Source organism: uncultured Fibrobacter sp. (genome assembly GCF_900316465.1).
Classification (GTDB): Bacteria; Fibrobacterota; Fibrobacteria; order Fibrobacterales; family Fibrobacteraceae; genus Fibrobacter.
The window spans coordinates 1-11,663 of sequence record NZ_ONDD01000044.1; the positions used below are offsets into that span (position 1 = coordinate 1).

10 protein-coding genes are annotated in these 11,663 nt (G+C 53.9%); 8 read left to right on the top strand and 2 right to left on the bottom strand.

Annotated features, from left to right (window positions below):
- The 8 genes from QZN53_RS12240 to QZN53_RS12275 form a co-directional block, all read left to right on the top strand.
- The coding region (locus QZN53_RS12240; RefSeq protein ID WP_163439208.1) for a DUF3418 domain-containing protein at window positions 1-3,271 on the top strand (3,271 nt) is incomplete at its 5' end.
- 55 nt (window positions 3,272-3,326) lie between these two features.
- Window positions 3,327-4,091, top strand: coding sequence for a Nif3-like dinuclear metal center hexameric protein (locus tag QZN53_RS12245; protein ID WP_163439209.1), 765 nt, complete (start codon window positions 3,327-3,329; stop codon window positions 4,089-4,091).
- Window positions 4,092-4,260: 169 nt separating this feature from the next.
- Window positions 4,261-5,181, top strand: coding sequence for a M23 family metallopeptidase (locus QZN53_RS12250; protein WP_163439210.1), 921 nt, complete (start codon window positions 4,261-4,263; stop codon window positions 5,179-5,181).
- 76 nt (window positions 5,182-5,257) lie between these two features.
- Window positions 5,258-6,085: a lamin tail domain-containing protein gene (locus QZN53_RS12255; protein ID WP_163439211.1), complete on the top strand. Its 828-nt coding sequence runs from the start codon at window positions 5,258-5,260 to the stop codon at window positions 6,083-6,085.
- A 52-nt stretch (window positions 6,086-6,137) separates the two neighbouring features.
- Entirely contained in the window at window positions 6,138-6,854 is a 717-nt protein-coding gene (locus QZN53_RS12260) for a hypothetical protein (protein WP_163439212.1), read from the top strand.
- 2 nt (window positions 6,855-6,856) lie between these two features.
- The gene (locus QZN53_RS12265) at window positions 6,857-8,116 is read left to right on the top strand and encodes a PAS domain-containing protein (RefSeq protein ID WP_163439213.1); all 1,260 of its coding nucleotides are present in this window, start codon (window positions 6,857-6,859) and stop codon (window positions 8,114-8,116) included.
- Window positions 8,113-8,565: a rhodanese-like domain-containing protein gene (locus QZN53_RS12270; protein WP_163439214.1), complete on the top strand. Its 453-nt coding sequence runs from the start codon at window positions 8,113-8,115 to the stop codon at window positions 8,563-8,565. The genes QZN53_RS12265 and QZN53_RS12270 overlap by 4 nt, the downstream gene beginning before the upstream one ends.
- Window positions 8,566-8,615: 50 nt before the next feature.
- Window positions 8,616-9,875, top strand: a complete 1,260-nt coding sequence (locus QZN53_RS12275) for a dihydrofolate reductase family protein (RefSeq protein ID WP_163439215.1) — start codon at window positions 8,616-8,618, stop codon at window positions 9,873-9,875.
- On the opposite strand, the gene QZN53_RS12280 is transcribed toward QZN53_RS12275, so the two are convergent.
- Both QZN53_RS12280 and sufC read right to left on the bottom strand, forming a co-directional pair.
- Complete coding sequence (locus tag QZN53_RS12280) at window positions 9,872-10,846, bottom strand: SufD family Fe-S cluster assembly protein (protein ID WP_163439216.1); 975 nt, start codon at window positions 10,844-10,846, stop codon at window positions 9,872-9,874. The genes QZN53_RS12275 and QZN53_RS12280 overlap by 4 nt on opposite strands.
- The gene (gene sufC / locus QZN53_RS12285; RefSeq protein WP_072799571.1) at window positions 10,846-11,592 is read right to left on the bottom strand and encodes a Fe-S cluster assembly ATPase SufC; all 747 of its coding nucleotides are present in this window, start codon (window positions 11,590-11,592) and stop codon (window positions 10,846-10,848) included. Before sufC ends, QZN53_RS12280 begins: the two co-directional genes overlap by 1 nt.
- Window positions 11,593-11,663 lie beyond the last annotated feature (71 nt).

An 11,663-nucleotide genomic window follows, 5' to 3' on the forward strand; every position in this document is an offset into this window, starting at 1 on the left:
CGGCGTGCTCGGTCGCGATATTTCGGGCAAGGGTGACTCGGGCCTGATTGAAGAAGCCTGCGACGCGATTCTCGATTTGGAATCTCGCCACCGCGACCACTTGCTGTGCTTCTTGCCGACCGAGCGCGACATTCAGGATTTAGCGGGGGAGCTTGCGCACGAATTGGACAGCGCGACTTTCGACGTGCTCCCGCTTTTCGGGCGCATGAGTCCCGAAGAACAACGCCGCATTTTCAAGAATTCGGGCAAGACTCGCGTGGTGCTTGCGACAAACATCGCCGAAACTTCACTCACGATTCCGGGAATCGCGTATGTGGTGGATACGGGTATGGCCCGCATCTCGCGATACAATGCGCAATCGAGAATTCAGGGGCTCCCAGTCGAAGAAATCTCGAAGGCGAGTGCCCGGCAGCGCACAGGGCGCGCGGGGCGCGTAAAGCCTGGCGTATGTATTCGACTTTATTCGCCGGAAGATTTCGAAAAACGTGACGAGTTTACGGAGCCGGAAATCCGGCGTAGTAATCTCGCGAACGTCGTTTTGCAATTGCGAAGCCTCGGGCTGGAACTGGAAAACTTCCCGTTCCTGCAATCGCCGCCGCATTCGGCATTCCGCGGCGCGTACAAGACGCTTTTTGAACTCGGCGCGTTGACTGCGGACAATTCCAGCGGTCATGTGACTAAGCTTGGCCGCGAAATGACGCGGCTCCCGATGGACGTTTCGCTATCGGCAGTGCTTTTGCGGGCCCGAGAATCCGGCGTTTTGCAGCCGGCGCTCATCGTCTGCTCGGCCTTAAGCATTCAGGATCCGCGCGTGGTCCCCGGCGAAGAGCCGGAGCGCACCCGAATCCGCCAGCTGCACCGCAAGTTTGCGGGCCACAAGAGTGATTTTCTGACTTTTGTAAGCATGTGGAATGCCTTCTGCGCTGAATGGGATGGCAAATCTTGGAACAAGCTTCGCAAATTCTGCGACAAGTTCAGCATGCATTTCTTGCGTTGCCGCGAATGGATCGATTTGTACGACCAGTTCAGCCGCATTCTCGAAGTCAAGTTCGATAAGCGCGAATGCCCGCTCGACAGCTTCCATGCCGACAACTTACACATCGCACTCCTTTCTGGATTCCTCGGGGGAGTTGCCCGCCGCGACATCGAAAACGGATGCTACCGCCTAGTGAGCGGGCGCGAAACCCATGTGTTCCCGGGCAGTGACCTTTACGGCAAGAGTGTGGAATGGCTCTTTAGCGCTGAAGTTCGCGAAACGAGCCGCATCTTCTTGAACAAGGGTGCCGAAATCAAGCCCGAATGGATTATGCAGGTGGCAGAACCGTTCTGCACACGCCGCTGGTTCATGCCCACCTGGAATCAGGAACGCGGATTCGTGGAAGCGGTTGAAGAAGTCAGCTTCAGGGGCCTCGTGATCAGTCGTGGGCACCGAGTGGATTACGCCCGCGTGAATCCGGACGAATGTGCCGAAATCTTTTGGCGCGAGGCTGTGGTGCTCGGGCAAATGGCTCGCCCCTTCGCCTTCATGACCCACAACGAGCGCGTGGTCGAAGACTTGCACGGGCTCGAGGCTCGCAAACGCCAATTCGGACTTGCCCCCAGCGAAGATGCCCTGGTGGATTACTACGTGCGTATCGCCCCGCGGGTCAATTCTATTAAGACGCTCAAGGACTACATTCGCGAACATACCGACCAGTTCCTCAAATTTGACGCCAAATTCTGGCTAGATCAGAACGAAACCGGTGTCAGCTACACAGATTCGGGCTTTAGCAATCGCGCCTTCGATGCCTTGGCGAAGGGTGACAAGAAAAAGGGCCCCAAGCCGCAGGAACCACAGCTCGGCGGTTCCCTCGAACAGTTCCGAATCGAATGCCTTGACGATTCCAGTCGCATGGTCGTGGGCGAGATGGTCTTTGACGCGACCAAGGAATATGACGGCATTACGCTGGACCTGCCTTATGACTTAATTCCGCAACTGACGCCTGCGAAACTGGCGCTTTCCATTCACCAGTGGCGCGAATGGATGATTGAATCCATCGTGCGCGAAATGCCCAAGGCCGCCAAAAAGCAACTTGAAAATCGCCGGACATTCATCGATGACGCTTTCTGTGACCGCCTGAAGACGGCTCCGCACAAGTCGCCCATGGTCTCGCTGTATGAAGTTTTTGCTGGAATCAAGCAGTTGGATTGCGACATTCCGACCGTGACGCCCGAAAAGGAAAACCACCTGCGCTTGCATGCCAAGATTTTCAAGACTGGCTTCCCGGAGAAATTTGCCTGCGAGATTAATCCGGAATGGGGGAGTTTCAATTTGTTTGCCGCGGTCCGCCCGATTGTGGTGACCTTCGGCATCGATTTTGCGCTGGGCGACATGCGCTTTGGCTGGCGCCTGGGCGAATCGGCCCTCATGACTCCGGCAGAATCCGCCTTCTGGCAGAACTTCCGCAAGCGGGTAGAAGGTCGCGCAAATTCCTCGGTCGACGCAACCGCGCCCGAAACAGCCGCTCCCGAAGCTGTCGCGCAGGCCCTCATTACCGACCGCCTGAATCTGCTCGAAACTGGCGGCCTCTATTCCGACGGATTTAAGACGGCCCTGAAGGCCTGGGTGCTCAAGTCGCTTGCCGCCGACAAGCTGGATGCTAACCGTTGCGTGCGCTTTACCGGCCTGGAATTTTCCCGCGGCAAGAAAATCAACGATTTCAAGAATCTCGCTGCGACTTCGCGCAGCGAAGATGACGAGGTGCGCCTCGCCCTAGTGCGTGCGACTTACGAGTCGGCCCTGCTCGGCGCCGAATCCTTTGTTGCCTACTGGGACATTCTTCGCGAATTCTCGGTCGCCATGCGCCAAGGTGGCGACCACGCCCGCGACGCCCTCGGTGTCATCACGGCGAACCACAAGTCTATCAGTAAAATCGTTGCCCTCTACACCTCCGACAAGGAAATGACCCTGTTCGAACGCCTTTGCGTTTTAGGCGATATGATTCCTCCCTCAAGGCCCGAATTATCGGTGCGCACGCTCCGCGAAAAGTTCCGGCCTTTCCTCAAGGCTCGTTTCATGAAGGACCATGAGCTCAAAAACGCCCGTGACCTGCTTTCGAAAATGGAACGCCTTTCGCAAGACGACCCCGAGTACCCGGAACTTTACCTGCAGGCCAGCGCCATGCTCGAAAGTTTTGAAGTGCTCAAGTTCAAGCGCAAGGGTGACGATTCCGAAGATGTAATCGAAGTCGATGCCCTCGCCAAACTCAAGGGCCGCTTCGGACGACTCTAGTTCCCGCGACTCCCGCGCCCGATATTTATATTTTAGGCAAAAAAAGAGGTCCCCGATGCAACTTTCCGAATTCTCGACATGGCTAGACAACCTGCTTGAACCCAAGCTCTTTAAGGATTACTGCGTCGACGGACTTTGCGTCGAAGCCTCCGACAAGGTCAGCCGAATCGTTTCGGGCGTCTCTTTCCGCGACCGCCTGATCGATGCCGCCATCGAAAACAAGGCCGACTGCATTATCGTCCACCACCCGAATGGCTTCTGGAAAGGTGAAAACTGCAGGCTGGTCGGCAAGTTCGGCGAGCGCATGCGCCGCCTGATGCAGAACGGGATATCGCTCTACGGCTTCCACCTGCCGCTCGACGGCCACATGGAAGTCGGCAACAATGTGCTTATAGCCAAAGCCTATGGCCTCCAGAATATCGAAGGGTTCCTCCGCGAAGGGGAACGTACCATCGGAGTCGTGGGGGAGTTTGCAACCCCCGTCGCCCGCGACGATTTTGAGACTCTTAGTGGTAAGGTGTTCGAACATGGGGTGCAGCATGCTCTCCGTTACGGCAAGTCCGCCATTAAAAAACTTGCCGTCTGTAGCGGCTCGGCTGGTGCCCCCGCCATCGAAGAGGCTATCGCCCTCGGTTGCGACGCTTTCGTGACCGGCGAAATTAAGGAAGCGGTCCCCATCGCCTGCGAAGAACTCGGTTTCAACCTGTTCAGCTGCGGCCACCACCGTACCGAAATCTTCGGTGTCCGGGCCCTCGCTGCCAAAATCCAGACCGAACTGGGTATCCCGGCCTCCTTTATCGATATCGATAACGAAGTGTAAAAAAGCCTGTTTTTACACCCTGTGTAAAGTTACTTTTTTATTCCGGAAAAGTCGCTTTTTTGCCGTTTTTAGCCTGAAAATGGCGTTTTTGAAGCGCTTTGGCCGTTGAGTGAGTCTCATCACACTATTTTACATTGCCACACAAGACCTTTTTACTATCTTTTCGCCCGTGAATTTTTATAAAACAACCATACACTTCCAGAACTCCTCGAAGTCGATGACCGTCCACATGCCGGTGTTCCTTTTCAAGGCATGGCCTGTGCTTCGAATCTTTGTGGCGATTGGTGTATTGTTGTTTGTCGTCCAGATGGTCTCGACCACGATTTACGACGGCATCCTGAACCATCAGTTGAACGAACGCCAAAAACTCGACAAGGAAATGTCCCAGATTCAGGGAACCCTCGACTACCTGTCGAACACCACGGCTTCTTTCTTCTCCGACGAAAACCGCCTTTACGCAAGCTTTGGACTGCCGACCCAGGACAAGGGTTCCCGCGAACTCGGTACCGGAGGTTCTGTAAGCCCGAACTCCCTTTTGCTCCGCAAGACATCTCCGGTTTACGAACGCATGTCCATTTTGAATGAAACTGCCGAACGTATCCAGGGCAAGCTTGCGAACAATGACTCGTCTTTCCGTACCCTGAACAAGTTCATGGACCAGAAGCACTACATGTGGCGCTTTATTCCGTCCATTTCTCCGACTAACGGCCGCTACGCTTCGGCTTTCGGCCCCCGTATCCATCCGGTGACGGGTGAAGTCGGCAAGATGCACCAGGGTGTGGATATCGCAAACGAACGCTGGACCCCGATTTACGCCCCTGCCGATGGTGTGGTGGAAGTCGCCCAGTTGAGTTCGACCTTCGGTAACTATGTGACGATTGACCACGGAAACGGCATCAAGACACGCTATGGTCACATGCAGCTGTCTATTGTGCAGCCGGGCCAGTACTTGCACCGTTACCAGGTGATTGGTTATATGGGTAATACCGGCCGCTCCGTGGGTCCGCACCTCCATTACGAGGTCTGGGTCCGCAATAGCCCGGTGAACCCGCTTGCCTATATGTTGCCCAACGAATATACCGTTGACTGACGGTCCCGGGTAACACTCTGCTCCTAGAATATGGCGCCGCTTGTCGGCTAAGGGCAGCAACCCCTTAGGGGGTCTCATGAATCAGAATGCATTTTTGCGTTTGTACGCGCTTCTTTGGGGCGTGGCGTTTTTCTTTTTTGGCTTGGCCCGGGCGGCCGAAACTCCGGATCTCTACTTTACCGAGATTCACCATTGCCCTGTAGAACCCGAACCGGAATGGGTCGAAGTCTATAACGCTTCGGGGGGTCCGCTCCCGGTAGAGGAGTACCGCTTTTGCAACCGCGCCAAGAATTGGAGCGCCTCTCAGGGCAAGACCCGGACCAAGCGCGACACCCTGGCCGCTTACGAGACCGTCATCTTCACCCGCGATACGCTCCTTTTGCGCGAATACCTTGGGTTCAAGGATGTGCGCCTCATTCAGTATGCCATGGGCTACCTGAACAATACCGCAGGTTCGCTTGCCATTTGCAAGGGGGATTCCGTCATCGACAGTGTGTCCTGGGATAAGGGGACGGTCGCGTGCCCTTCGGGGTTTAATCCGCAGACGGGCCGGGCCGAAAATACGCCGGGCTACCAGGGGCGGGTGAACCTGTACAAAGGCCGGTCTGCGGACAAAGGCGAGAAAACGCAAACGGCTAACCAGGCTCCTTTTACATTCCGGCTATCGACGCGTGTGGTGCGGGTGAACAAGACGCCCTTGCGGATTTTGGTGGAAAGCGACTTGTCGGTGACGCTTCGGCTGCTGGATTCGGCTGGTCGCGAGCAATGGAAAACGGAGGTGCCACCGCATTCGAATACTTGGCTGAATGTCCCACTCAATCATCTTTCGGGTATAGGTGTTGCCTATATCGCACTCATTTCGGGCAGCTACGAAAAGATGGTCGGATTCCTGATGAGGCCGTAACATGCGAGGGGCGGTACTATTAATAATATGGCTCGCGAACCTAGCCTTCGCCATGGACTTCCCCGGAGAATTTGTCCAAAATCCAGGTGGCTCGCTCGCCCTTTCGGGGCTCCCCGGGTACAAATCGAGCCCAGCAAGGTTTGCTGAACCTGGCTTCGGGTTGGCCTATGCGCAAGTGGAAGAGGCTTCCTTGCAGGTGGCGGGTGCTGCCGGCGAACTCGGTTTTTGGCGAGATTACCGACTGGCGTTCTTCAGTTCGTATCTTGAAATGGATTCCCTGTACAGGCAGGTTTATTCCGAATGGAATTTCTCGGTGGCAAAATTCTGGCTTGTTGGGGGAGTGGGCTATGGACTCTCAGTCAACTGGGTTCCGGATAATCAGATTTCCAGGGAAAACTGGACGACGAATCGTTACAAGGCTGGGCTTGCCCTTTTGAAAAGTCCGCTTTCGCTTTCGTCAATGGTAGCCCTCGTCAATCACCGCTCATTTTATGACTTGGATTATGCGGTTGCCCTCCGGTTCCAGGGCGAACGATTTGGGGCATTTGTTGAATATGACGGAAACTCTATCGATGTTGGTCATTCTTTAACCTTTGCTCATGTGTTTGTGCTTTCGTCCTATCGGTTTCCGGAGTTTGCGGTGTCCGTATCACTTGGTTTTAGCTTTGAAGGGTTGGCTTTTTCAGGGGCATATGGTAATGCCCGCTCTATATGGGATTGGTTTGGATTTACGGCGGCGAAATCAGTGAAAAAAAAGACTATATTATAAATATGCAGGTCCCTGTTGGTCTTTTAATTGCGGTATCTTTTGTCTGTTTCTTGGTAATCACGGCGTTTGTGATTGTCGTTCTTTTGATTAAGGACTTGTTGAACAAGCAAAAGATCTATTCCGTTTTTTCGGACTATTTGGGCGATTTCCTTGTGATAGTCTCTAAAGAAGGTCGCTTGATCGATGCGACGCCGACCTATATTTCGGACCCGCTCTACAATTCCATTTTGCGCCAGAGGTCATTCAAGAAGATTTTCTCGGCTGCCGAATACAAGCGTTTTTTGGAATACGTCAAGGGTTTGGATGCGTACCCTGATATTCCGTTCGTTTTTTCGCAGGATGCCGGTGATGGCTTAAACTGGTACGAAATTCGTGCTAGCATGCAAAAGCAGGGGGTTGATGTCCACATGGTCCTTTTGCTTAAGAATGTGACCTTGGACGTGGAATCTAGAACCCAGCGTGACGAATTGAAAGAAAAAGTCGACATGCTCTTGCAGAATACGGGCGACTTTTTGTGGTCCATGGATGTCGATACCCGTACATTTACGTTTTTGACTCCGCTAGTCGATGATGAAGGCCGAGCCATTCCGAGAACCCAGGGTGTTCAGGATATTCGTGCGATGATGCCCGAAGACGACTACGCCTTCTTTGACAAGCACTTGAATGCACGCATTGTGGAATTCCGCGCCAAGGGACAAAACTTGAGCGAAAATCGCGGCGTGCGGTTGCGCTTGCAGGGCGAAAACGGAAAGCTTGACTGGTATGCCTTTTGCGGACGTCTTTACACCGAAGAAAACGCGAAAATCGTGTTCCGCGGTTCGGCTCGCCGTTTAGATTTGCAGCTTGAAAACCCGGTTGTCGAAGGGTCTGATTTGAGTGAATCCCTGCAGATGTCGGCTCTTGCATTCCCCGATATCCGCATGTTTTGGATTGATAGAGATTACAAGGTTCGTGGCTGCAACCAGGCGTTTTCGCTTGCGTTTGGTAGCCCGAATCCCGAAGAAATCGAAGGCAAACGATTGCTCGAAGTGGTGCGCCCGCGCTATTTCTCGCTGTTCCATGGAGTGGTTTCTGAAGTGTTCGAGAAGGGACTTTCCAAATCCTGGAAGGGCGCCTTCGGTGTCGGTAAGCGCTTACTGTGGTTTAATGCGGTCCCGCTTAGACGTGAAGACGGCTATACTCATGGTGTGCTTGGCGTGTACATGCAGCTCGATGAAAACGATTTTAATGTTGTTAACAATTTAACTATGGAGAAGAAATGAAAAGATTAATGATGATTGCTGTTGCCTCTCTGCTTATGTTTGCAGGTTGCGAAGGTAAGAAAGAAGAACAGGCTCAGGTTCAGGCCCAGCCGGCTCCTGCGGCTGAACAGCCGGCTGCCAAGAAGGCTGCGGCCCCGTCCGAAGTGGCCGTGCGTGCCGGTGTGCAATCGATCGATTGGGACAAGGCTATTGAAATGAATGCCAATGGTGGCATTTATGTGGATGTCCGTAATCCGCCGGAACTGAAGGAAGGCTTCGCTCCGTATGCCGTGAACATCCCGCTGGGTGAACTGAAACAGCGCTTTGGCGAACTTCCGAAGGACAAGGATTTGCTGGTCTACTGCCGTTCTGGCCGTCGTAGTGAAGCAGCTGTCAAGTTCTTGATGGACCAGGGTTATACCCGCGCGTATAACGTCCTCGGTGGCTTCCTCGCTTACCCGAAGAAGTAAGCCTGTTGCCCTCGTCATCCCGGCGAAGTCCGGGATCAGCAATCTTGAATATGAATTATTTACAGCTAGCGTTTGAAACCTCACTCTTCTCGGTCGGGATTAGCCGACCGAATCCTGCCGTAGGCGCCGTCGTCGTTAAAGACGGAATTGTCGTCGGGAAGGGGCGTACACAGCGCCCCGGGAATGCTCATGCCGAGGTGATGGCGCTGCGTGATGCGGGCGAACTCGCCCGCGGGGCGGCCATCTATGTAACGCTGGAACCTTGCTGTCATTATGGCCGCACGCCCCCCTGCACTAAGGCTATCATCGATGCCGGCATCAAGGAAGTCTACTTCGCGCATGCCGACCCGAATCCAGTTGTGCGCGGCAAGAGCCGTGCCATTCTCGAAGAAGCCGGAATCAAGGTCTTTGAAGGCCTGGATGCTTGCGAGCGTGCGATTGTTGAAAGCGGGTGGGATGATTCTTGCTCTCATGACGGTTGTAAAGTTCTTTCTGGAAATTCAGCTGCCATGGGGGAGCCGGAGACTCGCGCCGAGGCGCTAGCCGAAGCCCGCATGCTCTTTCACGAAATTGAGCGTTTCTTCGAAGCCTATGACTATTTCGTGCGCAACAAGGCGACCTTTATCGAAATCAAGTCGGCCGTTTCTCAAGAAGGCTATATGGGCGCATGCCAGCCAGACGGCTCGCATACCTCTTTGAAAATCACCGCGCAAGGAGCCAACTGCTGGAACCATGAACTTCGCGCCATGAGTGATTCGATTCTCGTGGGCGCAGGCACGGTGCTTGCCGATAACCCTTCGCTCGATGTTCGCTTTGCCCATGGGAACAATCCCGTGAAAATCATCTGGGCTGGACATCATGAATTTACCGCCGCTGAAGTTGAAAGCCTGCGCGTTTTTCAAGCACCTGTAGAAGAGGGCAAAGCTCCCATCATCTTTACTTGCGTGCCACAGCCCGCGCTTGAAAAAAAGAATGTGGGCGAGGCGCCGGCTGTTGAAAATTTCGCAGTTGAAGTCGTCGCTTTAAGTAACGCCTCTTTTGTTGCCAACTGGCACGAAATGCATGCGAATCTTTCCGCCCGCGGCATGCACCGCCTGATGGTGGAACCTGGCGCTCGTCTCGCTGATGAAATCTTTAAATGCGGTCTCTGGAATCGCCTCGATTTATGGCAATCTTCCGATCCCGCGGTCGATCGTGCGCTTGAATCCAGCGGCGCCGACGGCTTAACGTACCCAGAACTTCCCACAGCCCTCGTCGCCCGCGAATCCTTCATGCTCGGGCCCGACGTGTTGACCGTGTACTCGCGTTAAAGCGCTTGCATCAGTCGCTTCTTAGCGGCCCCATCGGGCAATTCCAGGAACAGTTCCTTCGCGAACGCCTTAGTCAGCATTTCGCGGGCCTTATCGGCCGGAATTCCGCGGCTTGTCAAATAGAACATCTGATCCTTGTCGAGTTCGCCCACGGTATTGCCGTGCGTACATTCCACGTCATCGTGGTAAATTTTGAGCACCGGCTTCACTGAAACGCTCGGACCATCGCTTAAGAGAATCGTGTTCACCAGCTGGCTCGAATTCACCTGGCTGCAATTGTTACCCACGACCACCTGGCCATCGTAGCTGGCATAAGCGCTTTCGTCGAGAATGTTACGCACGAACTGCGTGCTCACCGTGCTGGGAGCGTTGTGCAAAATTGTCAGGCGCTGATGCTTAGAGGCTGTACCTTTCAGAATATTCAAACTGCGGTAATCGAAGTTCGCGCCTTCGCCGTTCAGTTCCACGCGGGCACTAATACGGCCAATGCCGCTGTCTTGCAAAACGTTTGCGAAATGCACCGTAGAATTTGCGGCCTGCTTGATGTCGAAATGCCTAAAGGTTAGCGGCAAGTCGTTAGCGGGGTTTGCAAAAAAGATTTCGAGTTCGGTGCCTTCAGCAACATTGATATCGAAGCGTTCCGCGCAAATTTCGTGCATCACCTTGTTGTCAAGGATTTCGATGCTGGCCTTTGCGTTCTTGCCGATGTTCAAAACCGTGCGACCGAAGTCGTTATTGCACTTGAGCATCGCCATTTCGTTTTCGCCGTCGGCAATCGTCTTCACGAGCTTACGGGCGTTGCAGGCAACCGGCAAAAGGGCGGCAAAGTCGTCTTCGTTTGCGAAGTCTTCGTCGCAAGAGCATTCACTCGGGAATTCAGGAGCCTGAATCTTGTTGACCGGGAAAAACGTCCACAATTCGTTATTGCGACGCGGCATTCCCAATTGTTTAATGCGGGTAATGGCGTCCATTAGTTTTCCTCGATCCAGTCGTAACCTTGTTCTTCGAGCTTGAGGGCGAGTTCCGGACCGCCCGAAAGAATAATCTTGCCGTGGCGCAGCACATGCACGTAAGTCGGCTTGATGTAGTCCAGAAGTCTCTGGTAGTGCGTCACCAGAATCACCGCCTTTTCGGGCGACATAATCTGGTTGATGCCGTGAGCCACAATGCGGAGAGCGTCAATGTCGAGACCCGAGTCCGTTTCGTCGAGGAAAGATACCTTCGGGTCCAAAATAGCCATTTGCAGGATTTCGTTGCGCTTCTTTTCGCCACCGCTAAAGCCGTCGTTCACGCCGCGGTCACGGTAACGGTCATCCATTTCGAGCATGGCCATCTTTTCTTCGCAGAGCTTTTTGAAGTCGGCATCGGCGAGCGGTTCAAGCCCCAAGTAGGCGCGTTTGGAGTTGAGCGCCATCTGCAAGAATTCCACGTTGTTCACGCCCGGAATTTCGGTCGGATACTGCGTGCTGATGAACAGGCCGGAATTGGCGCGGTCGCAAATTTCCATCGAGAGCAGATCCTTGCCGTCGAGCGTCACGGAGCCGTCATTCACGGTGTAGGCGGGGTGGCCTGCAATCACCTTCGAAAGCGTACTTTTGCCGGAACCGTTGGGGCCCATGATGGCATGGACTTCGCCCGGTTTGACTTCCAGGTTGATACCCTTCAAAATCTGGGTTCCGTCTTCGATACTAGCTTTCAGGTTCTTGATGGACAGCATAATTCCTCTCTTAATCGGTTGCCAAATATAGAAAAATCTCCATTAATCACCATTATTAAAAAAAAAAGAAC

Excerpts from the sequence above, each read along its gene's own strand:
- QZN53_RS12245 (WP_163439209.1), top strand. The coding sequence starts at position 3,327 with ATGCAACTTTCCGAATTCTCGACATGGCTAGACAACCTGCTTGAACCC.
- QZN53_RS12265 (WP_163439213.1), top strand. The coding sequence starts at position 6,857 with ATGCAGGTCCCTGTTGGTCTTTTAATTGCGGTATCTTTTGTCTGTTTC.
- QZN53_RS12280 (WP_163439216.1), bottom strand. The coding sequence starts at position 10,846 with ATGGACGCCATTACCCGCATTAAACAATTGGGAATGCCGCGTCGCAAT.
- QZN53_RS12275 (WP_163439215.1), top strand. The coding sequence starts at position 8,616 with ATGAATTATTTACAGCTAGCGTTTGAAACCTCACTCTTCTCGGTCGGG.
- QZN53_RS12260 (WP_163439212.1), top strand. The coding sequence starts at position 6,138 with ATGGACTTCCCCGGAGAATTTGTCCAAAATCCAGGTGGCTCGCTCGCC.
- sufC (WP_072799571.1), bottom strand. The coding sequence starts at position 11,592 with ATGCTGTCCATCAAGAACCTGAAAGCTAGTATCGAAGACGGAACCCAG.
- QZN53_RS12270 (WP_163439214.1), top strand. The coding sequence starts at position 8,113 with ATGAAAAGATTAATGATGATTGCTGTTGCCTCTCTGCTTATGTTTGCA.
- QZN53_RS12255 (WP_163439211.1), top strand. The coding sequence starts at position 5,258 with ATGAATCAGAATGCATTTTTGCGTTTGTACGCGCTTCTTTGGGGCGTG.